Origin of the sequence: Labrys sp. 22185, from assembly GCF_052045555.1 — a bacterium.
GTDB lineage: Bacteria > Pseudomonadota > Alphaproteobacteria > Rhizobiales > Labraceae > Labrys > Labrys neptuniae.
Window position 1 is genome coordinate 106,951 of record NZ_JBQEPH010000018.1, and the last position, 15,887, is coordinate 122,837.

Annotated in this window: 17 protein-coding genes; 15 read left to right on the plus strand and 2 right to left on the minus strand. The window is 64.1% G+C overall.

Translation table 11 applies throughout. The annotated features are described in order from the left end of the window. Positions 1-15 precede the first annotated feature (15 nt). A complete protein-coding gene (locus ACTJKX_RS26960; protein ID WP_440727086.1) occupies positions 16-891 on the minus strand; it encodes a LysR family transcriptional regulator in 876 nt (291 codons plus the stop codon). A 195-nt stretch (positions 892-1,086) separates the two neighbouring features. Between ACTJKX_RS26960 and metB the strand changes: the two genes are divergently transcribed. The 10 genes from metB to ACTJKX_RS27010 all read left to right on the plus strand — a co-directional run bounded on the left by metB (position 1,087) and on the right by ACTJKX_RS27010 (position 9,805). Next, entirely contained in the window at positions 1,087-2,280 is a 1,194-nt protein-coding gene (metB, locus tag ACTJKX_RS26965) for a cystathionine gamma-synthase (RefSeq protein ID WP_440727087.1), read from the plus strand. A gap of 31 nt (positions 2,281-2,311) precedes the next feature. Continuing rightward, positions 2,312-3,010 carry a 5-formyltetrahydrofolate cyclo-ligase gene (locus tag ACTJKX_RS26970; protein WP_440727088.1) on the plus strand — a complete coding sequence of 233 codons (699 nt, stop codon included), beginning with the start codon at positions 2,312-2,314 and terminating at the stop codon, positions 3,008-3,010. Between the two features lie 98 nt (positions 3,011-3,108). Next, positions 3,109-3,783, plus strand: a complete 675-nt coding sequence (locus tag ACTJKX_RS26975) for an RNA polymerase sigma factor (protein ID WP_440727089.1) — start codon at positions 3,109-3,111, stop codon at positions 3,781-3,783. A gap of 69 nt (positions 3,784-3,852) precedes the next feature. Beyond that, positions 3,853-4,377, plus strand: a complete 525-nt coding sequence (locus ACTJKX_RS26980) for a DUF4142 domain-containing protein (RefSeq protein WP_440727090.1) — start codon at positions 3,853-3,855, stop codon at positions 4,375-4,377. Then, positions 4,374-4,721: a cupredoxin domain-containing protein gene (locus ACTJKX_RS26985; protein WP_440727091.1), complete on the plus strand. Its 348-nt coding sequence runs from the start codon at positions 4,374-4,376 to the stop codon at positions 4,719-4,721. Before ACTJKX_RS26980 ends, ACTJKX_RS26985 begins: the two co-directional genes overlap by 4 nt. Before the next feature lie 312 nt (positions 4,722-5,033). After that, the gene (gene cysD, locus ACTJKX_RS26990) at positions 5,034-5,942 is read left to right on the plus strand and encodes a sulfate adenylyltransferase subunit CysD (protein WP_367623701.1); all 909 of its coding nucleotides are present in this window, start codon (positions 5,034-5,036) and stop codon (positions 5,940-5,942) included. Next, positions 5,942-7,861 (plus strand): sulfate adenylyltransferase subunit CysN, encoded by a 1,920-nt coding sequence (gene cysN / locus ACTJKX_RS26995; protein ID WP_394313400.1) that lies wholly within the window; start codon positions 5,942-5,944, stop codon positions 7,859-7,861. The genes cysD and cysN overlap by 1 nt, the downstream gene beginning before the upstream one ends. A gap of 156 nt (positions 7,862-8,017) precedes the next feature. Continuing rightward, positions 8,018-8,443, plus strand: coding sequence for a DUF805 domain-containing protein (locus tag ACTJKX_RS27000; RefSeq protein ID WP_311939755.1), 426 nt, complete (start codon positions 8,018-8,020; stop codon positions 8,441-8,443). Between the two features lie 236 nt (positions 8,444-8,679). Beyond that, a complete protein-coding gene (locus ACTJKX_RS27005; RefSeq protein ID WP_440727092.1) occupies positions 8,680-9,120 on the plus strand; it encodes a DUF805 domain-containing protein in 441 nt (146 codons plus the stop codon). Between the two features lie 274 nt (positions 9,121-9,394). Further along, positions 9,395-9,805 (plus strand): DUF805 domain-containing protein, encoded by a 411-nt coding sequence (locus ACTJKX_RS27010; protein ID WP_367623703.1) that lies wholly within the window; start codon positions 9,395-9,397, stop codon positions 9,803-9,805. Positions 9,806-9,893: 88 nt separating this feature from the next. Here ACTJKX_RS27010 and ubiB read toward each other — a convergent pair whose 3' ends face one another. After that, positions 9,894-11,429, minus strand: coding sequence for a 2-polyprenylphenol 6-hydroxylase (ubiB, locus tag ACTJKX_RS27015; RefSeq protein ID WP_394313517.1), 1,536 nt, complete (start codon positions 11,427-11,429; stop codon positions 9,894-9,896). A gap of 192 nt (positions 11,430-11,621) precedes the next feature. On the opposite strand from ubiB, the gene ACTJKX_RS27020 reads away from it, so the two are divergent. From ACTJKX_RS27020 to lptB, 5 genes are all read left to right on the plus strand, one after another. Continuing rightward, positions 11,622-12,236 (plus strand): ribonuclease D, encoded by a 615-nt coding sequence (locus tag ACTJKX_RS27020; protein WP_367623704.1) that lies wholly within the window; start codon positions 11,622-11,624, stop codon positions 12,234-12,236. 261 nt (positions 12,237-12,497) lie between these two features. Next, positions 12,498-13,295, plus strand: a complete 798-nt coding sequence (lptC, locus tag ACTJKX_RS27025; RefSeq protein ID WP_311939749.1) for an LPS export ABC transporter periplasmic protein LptC — start codon at positions 12,498-12,500, stop codon at positions 13,293-13,295. Further along, positions 13,292-14,023, plus strand: a complete 732-nt coding sequence (locus ACTJKX_RS27030) for an LptA/OstA family protein (RefSeq protein WP_440727093.1) — start codon at positions 13,292-13,294, stop codon at positions 14,021-14,023. The genes lptC and ACTJKX_RS27030 overlap by 4 nt, the downstream gene beginning before the upstream one ends. Before the next feature lie 15 nt (positions 14,024-14,038). Beyond that, positions 14,039-14,734 (plus strand): LptA/OstA family protein, encoded by a 696-nt coding sequence (locus ACTJKX_RS27035; protein WP_440727107.1) that lies wholly within the window; start codon positions 14,039-14,041, stop codon positions 14,732-14,734. Between the two features lie 297 nt (positions 14,735-15,031). Beyond that, positions 15,032-15,841 carry an LPS export ABC transporter ATP-binding protein gene (gene lptB / locus ACTJKX_RS27040; protein WP_376717713.1) on the plus strand — a complete coding sequence of 270 codons (810 nt, stop codon included), beginning with the start codon at positions 15,032-15,034 and terminating at the stop codon, positions 15,839-15,841. The last annotated feature ends 46 nt before the right edge of the window (positions 15,842-15,887 follow it).

A 15,887-nucleotide genomic window follows, 5' to 3' on the forward strand; every position in this document is an offset into this window, starting at 1 on the left:
GTCCTCTCGGCGATGCTATCCGATGGTCGCAACGCCCAGTCCCGGTCGCTCGGCGCGGGCGGCAACGAAACGAAGGCCCTCGCGCGCCCGATGGAGGGCCGGATTGTCCCGCCGGGCGGCATGGAGCGCATAGATCGAATGGGAGAAGGCCGGTGCCCCCTTCACCAGCCGCAGGCGCCCATCGGCGAGGAAGGGCGTAACCGCGCCGGCGCGAAAATAGCCCGAGCCCCCCACCGAGAGAATGTGGGTCAGCGCCAGGGGCCCGAGCGAAATCGCCAGGGGGGCGGCGGCGAAATCGGGAAAGGCGGCGCGGTGGTTGAGGGCGAAAGCCGGTCCCCAATCGACCTGGATGTAGCTGTCCCGATCCACCGTGCCGTCGGTGGCGGTCGTCACCAGCACCAGTTGTTCCTCCACCACCAGCTCGGCGACGATGTCGCGATATTGCGGCGGGTTGTAGAGCGTGACCAGATCGAGCGAGCCTTCCCTGACGCGCTCGACCAGCCGGGATGGCGTATCGACCTCGACGCGCAGAGCGACGCGCGGGCATTCGCGATGCATCCAGGCCAACCAGTCGGCAAGAAGGGGATGCCAGAGGCTGAGCTCGCCGCCCAGGCTGATGCCGTCCTCCCGTCCGGGCGGCAGCGCGACCTCCTGCCGGGCGCGTTCCCACACCTGGACCAGGGCGGCGGCCGGTCCGACGAAGCGCTCGCCGGCCGGCGTGAGCCGGGCCCCGGCCTTGTTGCGGACGAAAAGGCGGCGGCCGATCTGCTGTTCGAGGGCCCGGATGCGCGCGCTGACCGCCGTCTGCGTCAGATTCAGGCGCTCGGCCGCGGCGGCGAAGCTGCCATTCTGCGCAATTTCCAGGAAGGTTCGTGCAAGCCCGATATCCATGAAAATAAGATTATGGATTTTGCATTGAACTGCAATAACAATGCGTTTGTCTGAGTTCATTTCCGATGTCACAACTCCAGGACCGCCTGATGCGGCAGGACGGATCCGCTGTGCGGCGGGGCGTCGGCCCGGTGTCTGGCCTGGCGGAGGCAAGACGCGTTTCGATCGAAACGCGGTGGTATCGAGTGAAATGGCATGACGGACGACAGGTCTCCCGAAACGATTGCCGCCAACAACGGCATGGCGGCCGACAAGGCCTTCCGCGCGGTGGCTCCGCCTCTCTACCTCGCCAGTTCCTACGCCTTCGGCGGCTTCGAACAGGCCGGGACCTATGAATATGGGCGTACACGCAACCCGACGCGGGACCAGCTTGCCGAGACGCTCGCGGCGCTTGAAGGGGGGGCAGGTGCCGTGATTGTCGCCAGCGGCATGGCGGCGGTCGATCTGGTGCTGTCGCGCCTCAATCCCGACGAGACCATCCTGGCGCCGCATGACTGCTATGGCGGCACGCAGCGCCTCCTGGCCATGCGTGCCAACAAGGGCCAGTTCAACCTCACTTTGGTCGACCAGACTGACGAGAACGCACTCGATGCCGCCCTGGCCCGGCGTCCAGCCCTGGTGCTGGTCGAAAGCCCCAGCAATCCCCTGATGCGCGTCGTCGACATCGCCGCCATCGCCGGCAAGGCCCATAGGGTGGGGGCGGCGCTTGCGGTCGACAATACCTTCCTCTCGCCGGCGCTGCAGAAGCCGATCGGCCTCGGCGCGGATTTCGTCATCCATTCCACCACCAAATATCTGAACGGCCATTCCGACGTGATTGGCGGCGCAGTCGTGGCTGCCAGGGCCGAGGATGTTACGGAGCTGGCTTTCTGGGCCAATCTGACCGGTGTCACCGGTTCGCCTTTCGATGCCTATCAGACGCTGCGCGGCGTCCGCACCCTGTTTCCCCGCATCGAGCACCAGCAGCGTTCGGCGGGCGCGATCGCGGCTTTCCTGGCCGGCCATGACGGCGTTGCCGCCGTGTATTATCCGGGTCTGCCAGGCCATCCCGGCCACGAGATCGCCCGGCGTCAGCAGGCCGGTTTCGGCGCCATGCTCAGTTTCGAGATCGCCGGCGGCCCCCTGGCCGTCAAGCGCTTCGCCGAGGCCGTCAGGGTGTTCACCCTCGCCGAGTCGCTCGGCGGCGTCGAAAGCCTGGTTGCCCACCCCGCCACCATGACCCATCTCGGCATGGGTGAGGCCGCGCGGGCAGCCGCGGGCATCAAGGACAGCCTGTTGCGGCTTTCGGTGGGGTTGGAGGCCGAGGGCGACCTGCTGGCCGATCTCGCCCAGGCGCTGGAGGCGGCTCGCCCGCACGAGACTGGCCGGCAGCGGGCGTTTGGGACATGATAGCCGTATCTTCGATCAGGGAGCCGATGCCATGATGGAAGCCGATCGCAACGACGCCGACGATGCTGTGCGTCCCTTCGCCTCGTCAGCCTGTTTCGCTCATGAGGCCGAGGGCGGCCAGCTCGATACCGCAGCGCGGATGCAGGGCGAGCGTCGCGCGGAGATCATGGCCTGGCGCAAAGGAGAGCGGGCGCGCCTGATCGCCGAGCGCCTGGCCATGCCTCTCGATCTGAGAACCGGGAAGACCCAGGCGATCGCCGGACATCTCGATGCCGTCGTCGGCGATGTCGCCGGGCGGGTGGTGAGCTTCTACTGGCCCTTGCGGGGCGAACCCAATCTGCGCGATTGGGCCGAGGCACTCGCTGTGCGGGGGGCGATCACGGCACTGCCCCTGGTGGTTGAAAAGAACACGCCGCTGGTGTTCCGCACCTGGCGGCAGGGCGAGAAGCTGGTCAAGGGCTTCTGGAACATCCCGGTGCCCGAGGGCGGTCGCAAGGTGGTGCCCGACATCTGCCTGGCGCCGGTGGTCGGCCATGATGCCCGGGGCTTCCGGCTCGGTTATGGTGGGGGCTATTTCGACCGCACGCTGGCGAGCCTGCCCGCCAGCGTGGTGGCGATCGGCGTCGGCTATGCCGAGGCGGCGATCCGTACCATCCACCCCCTGGCGCACGATATCCCGCTCGACGCCATCATCACGGATCAGGGTGTACGGCGCTACCCCAGCGATTGAAGACGGGCGCCCGTTCGGTGGGAAGCGCCGAATTTCATCGGGAACCTTTGGAGACGGGGCGCATCCAATCACGCGTTCCCAACGAGGTATCGACTCCGATGTCCCATCCCGGTCTGCAGATTCATCCGGTCGACGACCTGATCGACAGGGCGATCCGGCGTGAGCCCGAGGCTATTCGTACGATCACGACGCAGCACAATCGCCGCCTCTATCGGATCGCCCGCAGCATCCTGCGTGACGACGACGAGGCGGAGGAAGCCCTGCAGGCCGCCTATATGCGGGCCTTTGCGGCGCTGCCGGCCTTTCGCTGCGATTCCAGCCTTGCGACCTGGCTGACTCGCATCGTCATGAACGAGGCGCTCGGCCGCGTGCGGGCAAGGCGGCCCGCAATCGGGATCGAGACGGGTAGGGCCCTTCTGGCCGGCGAGGTGATCCCCTTCCCAATCCAGGCCATGGCGGCCGATCCGGAGCGGACCATGGCCCAGAGACAGATCCAGTCCCTGCTGGAAATGGCGATCGACGAGTTGCCGGCGATCTACCGGGTTGTCCTGATGGCACGGGTGGTCGAGGAGATGAGCCTGGAGGAGACGGCGGCGCTGCTCGGCCTCAGGCCCGAAACGGTGGAGACCCGTCTGCACCGGGCGCGCCGCCTGCTGCGCGAGGCACTGGAGCGCCAGGCCGGCCCGCATCTGATGGACACCTTCCCATTCGACGGCTGGCGCTGCGAACGCATGACGCGAGCCGTGATCGAAAAAATTCTGTCCAGCCCCTGAGGCAGCGGAAACCAAGTCGCGGCGCCGGCATCCAATCTCCTGCAGACGTCTTTGCACAGGAGAAATGCCATGTTGATTGCCAGGCTTGCGGGAACAGCAGCCGTTCTCGCCATTCTGACCGCCGGCGCGCCGGCCCGGGCCGGCGGCCTTACCGATCCGCAGATCGCCCATATCGCCTACACCGCGGGCGTGCTGGACATCGAGACAGCCAGGCTGGCGCTGAAGAAATCGAAGAACAAGGAGGTCGTGGCCTTCGCCCGGAACATGGTCCATGACCATGAGGCCGTGAACGGCAAGGCGCTTGCACTGGTCAAGAAGCTGAAGGTCGCGCCTGAAGACAACGATGTCAGCAAGGGTCTGGTCAGCCAGGCCGAAGCCAAGCGCGCCAGCCTTGCGGCTCTCGAGGGGCCGGCCTTCGACAAGGCCTATGCGGACAATGAGGTCGGCTACCACAAGACCGTCAACGCCGCCCTCGCCGATACGCTCATTCCGGCTGCCGGCAATGCCGAGCTCAAAAGCCTGCTGCAGACCGGGCTCAAGATCTTCCAGGGTCATGAACTGCATGCCGAACATCTGGCGGGCTCACTGAAATGAGGCGTCACTCCGAGGCAGGGGCATCGTGCCGCGCCGCGCTCGGCATTGCAGCCGGCATGATACTGCTCTGGGGCGGAACGGCATGCGCCGCCACGATCGCGATCACGGTCAGCGATCTTGCTTTCGAGCTCGCCGTCGTCGAAGCCCGGGTCGGCGACGTCATCGAATGGCGGAACGCCGATTTCGTCGGCCATACTGCGACAGAGCGTAGCGGCCAATGGGACGTCGCCCTGCCGGAGGGAAAGAGCGGGAGCATACCCATGACCGCGCCTGGCGTGATGTCCTATTTCTGCCGGTTTCATCCGCAAATGACCGCCATTATCCGGGTGAAGCCGAAACTGTGACGGCCAGACAATGCCGGCAAGAGCGCTGGCATTGTCTTTTCTGCCCCTAAAGCGTTTTGTGATTGCTCGGAATCACCGAGAATAGCAAAGACGCGGCGAATCAAAGAGTTAGAGAAAACGAGCGTTCACGCGTGAACGCGCTTTGCTCTAGGGGCGACAGCCGCCTCGCCTTGCAGCCCCGCTCCCGCGGTGACATGCTGGGTTGCTGCCTATTCTCCGCGCAAGAAACGCACTTGCGCCGGCAGCCCCGACATTCTATGTAAAATGCCCTAATTACACATTTTCCAATGTGAAAAGGGCCCATAGGCGCCAATGTCCCGCACCCTCTCCCCTCATCTCAAGCGGCTCGAAGCCGAGTCGATCGGGATCATCCGCGAAGTCGCGGCCGAATTCGCCAATCCGGTGATGCTCTATTCCATCGGCAAGGATTCGGGGGTGATGCTGCATCTGGCCCTGAAGGCGTTCTATCCTTCCAAGCTGCCTTTCCCGCTGCTCCATGTCGACACGACCTGGAAGTTCAAGGACATGATCTCGTTCCGCGACGAGATCGCCAAGCGCTACGGGCTCGACCTGATCGTGCACATCAACCAGGACGGCGTCGAGCGCGGCATCAACCCGATCACCTCCGGTTCCTCCCTGCATACCCAGGTGATGAAGACCGAGGGGCTGCGCCAGGCCCTCGACAAGTACAAGTTCGACGCGGCCTTCGGCGGCGCCCGTCGCGACGAGGAGAAGAGCCGCGCCAAGGAGCGCATCTTCTCCTTCCGTACCGCCAATCACACCTGGGATCCGCGCAACCAGCGCCCCGAATTGTGGTCGCTCTACAACACCAAGATCCGGCAGGGCGAATCGATCCGCGTCTTCCCGCTGTCGAACTGGACCGAGCTCGACATCTGGCAATACATCCTCGAAGAGGACATCCCGATCGTGCCGCTCTATCTTGCCAAGGAGCGGCCGGTGGTGTTCCGGGCCGGCACCATGCTGATGGTCGACGACGAGCGCCTGCCGCTGGAGCCGGGGGAGGTGCCTGAGATGCGCCGCGTCCGTTTCCGTACGCTCGGCTGCTATCCGCTTTCGGGCGCCATCGATTCCGAGGCGACCTCCGTGGCCGACATCGTGCGCGAAATGCTCACGGCCCGCACCTCCGAGCGCCAAGGCCGCCTGATCGACAATGACGAATCGGCCTCGATGGAAAAGAAGAAGCGCGAGGGCTATTTCTGATGAACGCTGCTGCCCCCCAGACCCAGCTCTCGCTCGCCGAAATGCTCAAGCCCCGCGAAAAGGGGCTGTTGCGCTTCCTCACCTGCGGCTCCGTCGATGACGGCAAGTCGACCCTGATCGGCCGGCTGCTCTATGATTCCAAGCTGATCTTCGAGGACCAGCTCGCCACGCTGGAGAAGGATTCCAAGCGTCACGGCACCACCGGCGAGGACATCGACTTCGCCCTCCTGGTCGACGGGCTGGAGGCTGAACGCGAGCAGGGCATCACCATCGATGTCGCCTATCGCTTCTTCTCCACCGCCAAGCGCTCCTTCATCGTGGCCGACACGCCCGGCCACGAGCAATATACCCGCAACATGGCGACGGGGGCCTCCACCGCCGATCTCGCCGTGCTGATGATCGATGCCCGCAAGGGTGTGCTGGTGCAGACCAAGCGCCATGCCACCATCTGCTCGCTGCTCGGCATCCGCCACATCGTGGTCGCGGTCAACAAGATCGACCTGGTGGATTATGATCGTGTCGTCTTCGAGAAGATCGTCCACGACATTCTGGCTTTCACCGCCAATCTCGATTTCACCTCGGTTACCCTGATCCCGATCTCCGCACGCTTCGGCGAAAACGTCTCGATGCGTTCGACCCATATGGATTGGTATCACGGCCCGATCCTGATCGAGCATCTGGAGACGATCGACGTCGCCTCCGATGCCGTGAAGAAACCCTTCCGCTTCCCGGTGCAATGGGTGAACCGGCCCAATCTCGATTTCCGGGGTTTTTCCGGCACGCTCGCCTCCGGGACCATTCGTCCGGGCGACAGCGTCACGGTGGCGGCCTCGGGCAAGACCTCGGTGGTGACGCGCATCGTCACCCAGGACGGCGACCTCGAGGAGGCCGTCGCCGGCGATGCGGTCACCCTCACGCTCGCCGACGAGATCGATGCCGCTCGCGGCGACGTGTTCTCCCGCACCACCGAGCGGCCCGACGTTACCGACCAGTTTGCCGCCCACCTGATCTGGATGTCCGAGGACGCCCTGCTGCCGGGGCGCTCCTACATGCTGCGCATCGGCACCAAGTTCGCGCCCGCCACCATCACCTCGATCAAGCACAAGATCGACGTCAACACCCAGGAGCATCTGGCGGCCCGCACGCTGCAGCTCAACGAGATCGGCGTCGTCAATGTGGCGACCGGCGTGCCGGTGGCGATCGACTCCTATGTCGACAACCGCGAAACCGGCGCCTTCATCCTGATCGACCGCGCGACCAATCAGACCGCGGCCGCCGGCATGATCGATTTTGCCTTGCGCCGGGCCACCAACATCCATCGCCAATCGCTCACCATCGACAAGCTCGCCCGTTCGGCGCTCAAGCACCAGAAGTCGGCGATCGTCTGGTTCACCGGCCTGTCGGGCTCGGGCAAGTCGACCATCGCCAATCTGGTCGAGGCCGAGCTCGCCCATGCCGGCCATCACACCATGCTGCTCGACGGCGACAATGTCCGCCATGGCCTCAACCGCGATCTCGGCTTCACCGATGCCGACCGGGTCGAGAACATCCGCCGCGTCGGCGAGGTGGCCAAGCTGTTCGTCGAGAGCGGCACCATCGTGCTGTGCTCCTTCATCTCGCCCTTCGAGGCGGAGCGTGCGCTCGTTCGCTCCCTGGTCGAAGCCGGTGAGTTCATCGAGGTCTTCGTCGACACCCCGATCGAGGATTGCATCAAGCGCGATCCCAAGGGGCTCTATGCCAAGGCCCTGGCCGGCGAGATCAAGCACTTCACCGGCGTCAGCAGCCCCTATGAGCGGCCCGAGAATGCCGAGATCGTGCTGCAGACCGTGGGCAAGACGCCCGACACCCTGGCGCAGGCCGTGGTGAAAGCCCTGCGCGAGCGCGGCCTGCTCGACCACCAGGACGATTGGGGGCTGTAACCTATTTTCGAATAGGCGCTGGTGCCGGATACCGCCGCGATCTAGCATAGACCGGCTCGTCGTGATGAGATTCTTGCACGAGGAGCTGGCCTGTGTCGGGCCGGCCGGGTGTCCAGCAAGGCCTTGTCGGACCGGCATCATTGATCATGGGGCGTGATGGCTGGTTTGTTTTCCTTCAAGGGCCGCATCGGCCGGCATGCCTATCTTCTCGTCACGGTGCCGCTGGCTTTCGTCTATCTGGTCTGGATTGCCTGGTGGCTGTTCGCCACCTCCAGTTTCGACGACGAGGGGCCTGCCAAGATTTTCCGCATGAGTGCGATCGGCTGGGTCGTCTGCGCCTGGCCCTATCTGGCCGCCGGCTTCAAGCGCTGTCACGACCGCGGTAAATCCGGCCTATGGTATGTCGGCTGGACGGCGGGCTGCCTCGGTTTCTGGATCGCAGCGATCATGGTCCAGCCCTTGTTGGCCTGGCTGGGCAATCTCATCGCGCTGTGGACCCTGGTCGAGATGGGTTTCATCAAGGGAACGCCGGGCCCCAACCGCTTCGGCCCGCCTGCCGACGAATGGCCTCCGCAAGCATAGAACCCCGTGGCTTGAAGGAATCGTCGTCGAGCAGGCGGGCCGTTGTCCCGCCCGGTGCCTCAAGTTGCAGGCCGTTGGCGCAATATCGTTCCAGGTGTATCCTCGTTCCGGTGTTTTGCGATTGGACGGAAGCCTCTCGAATCGCAAAGAGGCGTCGAACCAAAGAGATAGAGCAAACAAGCGCTCGCGCCTGAACGCGTTTTGCTCGAGGAAACGCCAGGCGCGACGAATGCAACATGGCACAGGCCGGTGCAAATGATGGCGGCATGACCGTCGGGCGGATGCTGCTCAGCCCGAAGGGCCGGATTCCTCGCTTCGACGCCTTGTTCGCCTATGCCTGCCTGTGCGTGATGTTCGCGGCGGCCGCCTTCGTCTGGGGTGGATGGGTATTCGCCTTTTACCGCCGTGATCCGGCAGCGGCATTGCAGGTGATGCCTTGGACGCCGCTCGGAGGGCTCGGCCTCTTGGCGGGCTGGATGGGCTTCTGCATCCTGGCCAAGCGCTGCCATGATCGCGACCATTCAGCCTGGTTCCTGCTGATGGGACTGATCCCGCTTGCCAATCTCTGGCTGCTGGTCGATCTGTTTTTCTGGCGCGGTACCCGTGCTGTCAATCGCTTCGGCCCTGAACCGGAGGGCATGGCCAGCCAATGGCGGGCAGCGAACGAGGATCGTTGAAGGCAAGCTGACGGTCAAAGCCCAGGGATGCCGAAGAGGTTTCTCGCCTATGGCCTGCAAGGCCAAGGTGAGATGAAGACCATGGCTCGTATTGTGACAATTTCCTGAATTGTAAAGTGCCACGAGATCAAGCGGTCTGGCTGCTGTTCTTCTGTCACGCTGGAAACACGTTTCTCCACCGATCGAGATTGACGTCTTGTTTCCAATCGTCTGTGCTGATAGGTCGGCAAACATCGAAATCGCAAGAGCTGATGAGCAAAAGGGGTTGAGTGCGATGAATGAACCGACACTTGCGGAGAAATTGTTCAGTTTCCAGGGCCGGCTGCGCCGCAGCAACTACTGGATCTATCATCTTCTGCAATGGCTCGCCCTGTGCGTCGTCGTGGGAATCTTCTACGGCCTGGCGCTGACCGTGACGCCGGATAGTCCGCTCATCTATGTGCTGGGCCTGATCGGCATCGTCGTCTATGTCGGCTTCGTCTGGTCCGGGCTTTCCATCGGGGTTCGGCGCTGCCACGACCGCAACAGGAGTGGCTGGTTCCTGCTGGTCAGCTTCATTCCCCTCGTCGGCGCCATCTGGGTTCTCATCGAACTCGGCTTCCTCGACGGTACCCAGGGTCCCAACCAATACGGTCCCTCGCCCAAGGGTATCGGCGGCAACGAAGTCGCCGGTGTCTTTTCCTGAACAGCAAAGGGGCCGAACTCGTTCGGCCCCTGGTTTTCGGCGCTGAAGCGTTTGGCCCCAGATGATGCCATCGCCTACGCCGCTGCGCTCAGACCAGTTTCCACGCCAAATAGAGCGCGGCGAGGGCGATCAGCCACAGGGCGGCATTGCCCCAGCGATTGCGGCGGGCTTCGGCCTTGCCGATCGCCTCGATGCTGTCGGGCAGCAGGGCAAAGCCCTTTTCCGCCGCCTCGTTGAGGCGTTCGGCCAGGGTCTCGGCCCGGTTGAGCAGGCTCGGCAGCAAGGTGAACGACTTTCCCGCCTCCAGCGTCTGCTGGCCCAGATCGCCGAGCTTGCCGAGCGGCCCGAGATTGCGCTCGATCCAGTCGCGCACCACGGGATCGGCCGTCGCCCACATGTCGAGCTTGGGATTGAGCCGCCGGGCGACGCCCTCCACCACCACCATCGTCTTCTGCAACAGGATCAGCTCCGGCCGGGTCTTCATGTCGAAGAGCTCGGTGATCTCAAACAGCAGCGTCAGCAGCTTGGCCATCGAGATCTCGTCGGCCCGCTTCTGGTGGATCGGTTCGCCGATGGCGCGGATGGCCTGGGCGAAATCGTCGATCGAATGGCTCCGAGGCACGTAGCCCGCCTCGAAATGCACTTCGGCCACCCGCCGGTAGTTGCGGGTGATGAAGCCGTGCAGGATCTCGGCGAGGAAACGGCGCTCCTTCAGGCCGGCACGACCCATGATGCCGAAATCGACCGCCACGAGCTGGCCCGAGGCATCGATCATCAAATTGCCCTGATGCATGTCGGCGTGGAAGAAACCGTCGCGGATGGCATGGCGCAGGAAGGACTGGATGATGATGCGGGCGAGCTCGACGAGATCGAAGCCGGCCGCCTTCAGTCTGTCGATGTCGGACAGGGGAATGCCTTCGATCCATTCCAGCGTCAGCACGCTGCGGGCCGTGCGATTCCAGTCAGGTGCAGGGATGCGGAAATCGGGATCTTCGGCGATGTTCTCCGCCATTTCCGACAGGGCCGCTGCCTCCAGGCGCGAATCCATCTCGAAGGCGACGGTCCGCGCCAGCATGTCGACGGTCTCGACCGGCTTGAGGCGCTTGGAGCGCGGGTCGAGTCGCTCGATGGTGCGCGCGGCGAAATAGAAGGTGGAAAGGTCGGAGCGAAAGCGCCGGTCGACGCCTGGGCGTAGCACCTTCACCGCCACTTCGCGCTCGCCGTCCGCGTCGCGGATGACGCCCTTGTGCACCTGTGCCACCGAGGCGGCGGCGACAGGCTCGGAAAGCTCGGCGAAGAACTGGTTCAGCGGCCCGCCCAGCGCCCTTTCGATCTCGGCGATGGCGATGGCCTGCGGGAAGGGCGGCATGCGGTCTTGCAGCTCTTCCAGGTCGCGCGCCACCGCAAAGCCGACGACATCCGGCCTTGTGGCGAGGAACTGCCCGAGCTTCACCCAGCTCGGCCCGAGCTTCACCAGGGCAGCCGCGAGGCCCTTGCCGCCGCTGACGTTGCGTTTTTCGACCAGCCGGCCGAGGCGCACCGCCAGTCGCGCCGGTGCCGGCAAATCATGAATGTCGACGAGGCCGAGCGCGCCCTCGCGGGCCAGCGTCCAGCCGGCGCGCATGAGACGAAAAGGGTCGAGGAAAGAAGCCAAGGGTACCAGCCGAATGAATTCGCGGGGAGGTCGATAGCACGCGCAGGCGCATTGGCAAACCTTCTCCCGGTGTGGGCTTCAAGCTCTCCTCCCTCTTGCACATCGTCTTGCGAGGGTTCTATTTGCCATCTGACCCAATGATATCGAGTTCAGGAAGCTTCCGTGACCATTCGCTACCACCGCGGCGATCTGCCCGACCTGTCCCGCTACACCACCAGCGCCGCCATCGATACCGAGACCATGGGCCTCAACCCCCATCGCGACCGTCTGTGCGTGGTGCAGCTCTCGCCGGGGGATGGCACCGCCGATGTGGTGCAGATCGCCCAGGGCCAGAAGAGCGCCCCCAATCTCGAGCAATTGCTGGCCAATCCCTCGGTCACCAAGATCTTCCACTTCGCCCGCTTCGACATTGCCGCGCTGCAGAACGCCTTCGGCGTGGCGACGAAGCCGGTCTATTGCACCAAGATCGCCTCCAGGCTCACGCGCACCTATACCGACCGCCATGGCCTCAAGGACCTAGTGCGCGAACTGCTGGGCATCGACCTCTCCAAGCAGCAGCAATCCTCCGATTGGGGCGCCGACACGCTCACCGACGCCCAGCTCGCCTATGCCGCTTCGGACGTGCTCTATCTCCACGAGCTCAAGGCCAAGCTCGACGCCACCCTGGCGCGGGAAGGACGTTCGGAAGTGGCGCGCGCCTGTTTCGACTTCCTGCCGACGCGGGCGCTGCTCGACCTCAATGGCTGGCCGGAGACCGATATCTTCGCCCATAGCTGAAGCCGGCGCCGCACGCCTCGCACCCGTCCGGGAGGCTTGGCGGGTGACGGCGGCGTGACGCGTTCCCCTCGGCACATTCCCCCTGCGCCTGAAATCTGCTATGAGGGCGCACCTGTTGCGATTTTCACCCAAAGTTGAGGAATTGCAGGCAGGGATGGACGGCGCCTGTGGCGCCGGGTTGACGTCTCCACTTCGCATCGCAATATGATGGTCGGTGGTGATGGTTTTCCCGCCGCTAGCAGCGTTTGGATAGGTATTCGTTTGGCCGATATCATGGATGCGCGGGTCAAGATCCCCCAACCCGCCATGCCTTCGCGTGAAAGCGCTTTCAAAGCTGCCCGCGCTCACAGCAGGCTGGTGCGTTTCCTGAAGTTTGCCGTGCCCGCAATAGCGGTTGCCGGAGCGGGTATTTTTGTGTTTCTGGCGGTGTTCAACCCCTTCGCGCCGCTGCCCATCGTCGTTCCCGATCCGGTCAAGCCGTCCGGCGAAGGCATTCTGGCCGTCGAAAGGCCGCATCTGACCGGCTCCAACAATCGCGGGCAGAAATATGACGTCACCGCCACCGGCGGCACGCAGAAAGTCAACGTGCCCGGCGTGGTCAGCCTTACCGGATTGAAGGCCGTGATCACCGCGCCCGACCAGAGCGATGCCACGCTGAGCGCCGAAACCGGTACTTTCGACACGGTTGGCCAGCTTCTCGATCTCAAGGGCGATGTGCGCGTCAAGTCCACCAAGGGCTATGACGCGACCTTGAAGAGCGCCAGCATCGACCTCAAGGCCAGCACGGTCAACAGCAAAGAGCCGGTCACCGTCAATCTCACCTCCGGCACGATTTCGGGCAATGGCCTGAGCATCGTGCAGGGCGGTTCGAAAATCCTGTTCAAGGACGGCGTCAGCGCCAGCTTCAAGGTACCCTACAAGCCGGACGCGGAAGACGGCACGGACAGCGCCGACACGCCCGCTACCCCATCCGACGATGCGCCGGCTCCTGATGCTGCGGCTCCGAATGCCGCTCCCCCGAATCCAGCCAACCCAGTGCAGGGAAATCCCACCCAATGACGATGAAAATCCGCCGCCTGGTGCCTCTCGCGGTGCTGCCGCTCGCTTTGGCCCTGACGGCTGCCGATGCCGGCGCCGCCCCGAAGAAGGCGGCCAGCCCCTTCCAGGGCTTCTCCTCCGACAGCGGCAAACCCGTCGACGTCAAGTCGGACTCGCTCGAAGTGCATCAGGACGAGCAAAAGGCGGTGTTCACCGGCAATGTGGTGGCGACGCAGGGTGAATCCGTTCTGCGCACCAATGAGTTGACCGTCTTCTACGAGAATGTCGACAACAACGCCAAGGACGGCGCCGCCAAGGATGGCAAGGCCAAGGACGCCAAGTCGGGCGATGCCAAGCCGGCAGACGGCCAGCCGGCTGGCGATGCCAAGGCAGGCGATGCCAAGGCTGCCGAAGCGAAGCCTGCCGAGACGAAGCCGGCCGACGCCAGCAAGGCGCCGGCCTCCGGTTCCGGCACGCCGGCTAGCTCCATCAAGAAGCTGGTCGCCCGCGGCAATGTCGTGGTCACCTCCAAGGACCAGAAGGCGACCGGCGCCAATGGCGTGATGGACATGGCCACCAATGTCGCCACGCTGACGGGCGGCGAAGTGGTGATGATCCAGGGTCCGAACGTGCTCAAGGGCACCAAGCTGACGGTCAACCTCAAGACGGGCATCGCCAGGGTCGAAGGCGGTGGCACCGGAGGTGTCTCGGGCGTCTTCACCCAGGGCAGCCAGAAGAAGAGCAATTGAGGGAGCAGGCCCGTGATGATGCGACCCAGCCCGACGTCTCGCCGCCTCGCTCCGGCGCTGTTGCTGCCTCTGGCGCTGCTCGTTTCATCACTGGCCTTGCCGGCCGGTGCGCAGGAGAAGAAGCCCTCCACGCCTTTCCAGGGCTTCTCCTCCGACAATGACAAGCCGGTGAACATCAAGGCCGATCAGCTCGAAACCCATCAGGACGAGCAGAAGGCGATCTTCACCGGCAATGTGGTGGCGACTCAGGGCGAGTCGACGCTGACCTCGGAGGAACTGACGGTCTTCTACGAGGCCGCGTCCCTTCCGGGCAAGCAGCAGGCCGATGCTGCCGGTGCCAGCCCGGCCAAGCCGGTGGCCCCCTCGGCTGCTCTGCCGGCCGACGCATCCTCGACTGCTCTGCCGGCCGACGCATCCTCGACTGCAGAAGCCGCCGAGGCCGATGCGGCGCCTGCGCCTGACAACAAGGTCAAGAAGCTGGTAGCCAAGGGCAATGTCGTCGTCACCGCCCCGGACCAGAAGGCGACCGGCGACGACGGCATCCTCGACATGGAGACCAACATCGCCACGCTGACCGGCCAGGAAGTGGTGATGACCCAAGGCTGCAACGTGTTGCGTGGCAAGAAGCTGGTGGTCAACACCCAGACCGGCCGAGCCACCGTCACCGGCGGCACCACCGGCCATTTCGTCTCGGGCGACCAGAAGTGTTGATCCAGGGGCGTACCGTCCCCAGAGAAAAACGCTATAGGCGGCATGTTTTTGCCCGATGAACGAGATATTCACCGGCGTGCGGCAAAGCTGTCATTGGACACCGGAATGCGCAATGCAGGCCGGTTTTCGGTATGGGCAGCGTAATGGAACCAAGCCTCGAAAATGCTAAAGCATTCCCGGCTTGGACACCCGACGATTTTCGATGCCAAATCAAAGATTTGGCGAAAGTCGTCGGATAGAATTCAGGGGCATTGAAAATGCCTCTTGATATAACAGGATAACGCGGCATCGGGCCCGATGCCGCAGGAAGAGTGCGGGCCAGGCATGAACGAGATGGTGCAATATGCGGCTGACGGCGATGAAGCAGGGCCGGCCGTCAGTGTCGAGGGCACGCTCTCGGTGGTGTCGATTGCCAAGACCTATGGCAAGCGCACGGTCGTGAGCGACGTCAGCCTGGAGGTCCGGCGCGGCGAAGCCGTCGGCCTGCTCGGTCCGAACGGCGCCGGCAAGACCACGGTCTTCTACATGATCACCGGCCTGGTGCCGCCGGACCACGGCCGCATCGAGCTCGACGGCCATGACGTGACGGCGCTGCCGATGTATCGGCGCGCCCGGCTCGGCATTGGCTATCTGCCGCAGGAAGCCTCGATCTTCCGTGGCCTGAATGTCGAGGAGAATATCCGCGCCGTGCTCGAGATCGTCGAGCCCAACAAGGCCGAGCGTGAGCGCCAGCTCGACGAACTGCTCGACGAGTTCAAGATCGGCCGTCTGCGCAAGACCGCCTCGATCGCGCTCTCGGGCGGCGAACGCCGGCGCGTCGAAATCGCGCGCGCTTTGGCTGGCCGGCCGTCCTTCATGCTGCTCGACGAGCCTTTCGCCGGCATCGATCCGATCGCAGTCGGCGACATCCAGACCCTGGTGCGCCATCTGACCAATCGCGGCATCGGCGTGCTGATCACCGATCACAATGTGCGCGAGACGCTGGCCCTGATCGACCGGGCCTACATCATCCATTCCGGCCATGTGCTGACCCAGGGCACGCCCCAGGAGATCATCGACAATCCCGAAGCTCGCCGGCTCTATCTCGGCAGCGAATTCAGGATGTGAGGAGGCTGCGGATCACCCCTCATCCCCCTGCCGGGACCTTCTCCCC

Bases quoted from the DNA above. Each gene is read 5' to 3' on its own strand.
- ACTJKX_RS26960 (WP_440727086.1), bottom strand. From the start codon at position 891: ATGGATATCGGGCTTGCACGAACCTTCCTGGAAATTGCGCAGAATGGC.
- metB (WP_440727087.1), top strand. From the start codon at position 1,087: ATGACGGACGACAGGTCTCCCGAAACGATTGCCGCCAACAACGGCATG.
- ACTJKX_RS26970 (WP_440727088.1), top strand. From the start codon at position 2,312: ATGATGGAAGCCGATCGCAACGACGCCGACGATGCTGTGCGTCCCTTC.
- ACTJKX_RS26975 (WP_440727089.1), top strand. From the start codon at position 3,109: ATGTCCCATCCCGGTCTGCAGATTCATCCGGTCGACGACCTGATCGAC.
- ACTJKX_RS26980 (WP_440727090.1), top strand. From the start codon at position 3,853: ATGTTGATTGCCAGGCTTGCGGGAACAGCAGCCGTTCTCGCCATTCTG.
- ACTJKX_RS26985 (WP_440727091.1), top strand. From the start codon at position 4,374: ATGAGGCGTCACTCCGAGGCAGGGGCATCGTGCCGCGCCGCGCTCGGC.
- cysD (WP_367623701.1), top strand. From the start codon at position 5,034: ATGTCCCGCACCCTCTCCCCTCATCTCAAGCGGCTCGAAGCCGAGTCG.
- cysN (WP_394313400.1), top strand. From the start codon at position 5,942: ATGAACGCTGCTGCCCCCCAGACCCAGCTCTCGCTCGCCGAAATGCTC.
- ACTJKX_RS27000 (WP_311939755.1), top strand. From the start codon at position 8,018: ATGGCTGGTTTGTTTTCCTTCAAGGGCCGCATCGGCCGGCATGCCTAT.
- ACTJKX_RS27005 (WP_440727092.1), top strand. From the start codon at position 8,680: ATGGCACAGGCCGGTGCAAATGATGGCGGCATGACCGTCGGGCGGATG.
- ACTJKX_RS27010 (WP_367623703.1), top strand. From the start codon at position 9,395: ATGAATGAACCGACACTTGCGGAGAAATTGTTCAGTTTCCAGGGCCGG.
- ubiB (WP_394313517.1), bottom strand. From the start codon at position 11,429: ATGCGCGCCGGCTGGACGCTGGCCCGCGAGGGCGCGCTCGGCCTCGTC.
- ACTJKX_RS27030 (WP_440727093.1), top strand. From the start codon at position 13,292: ATGACGATGAAAATCCGCCGCCTGGTGCCTCTCGCGGTGCTGCCGCTC.
- ACTJKX_RS27035 (WP_440727107.1), top strand. From the start codon at position 14,039: ATGATGCGACCCAGCCCGACGTCTCGCCGCCTCGCTCCGGCGCTGTTG.
- lptB (WP_376717713.1), top strand. From the start codon at position 15,032: ATGCCGCAGGAAGAGTGCGGGCCAGGCATGAACGAGATGGTGCAATAT.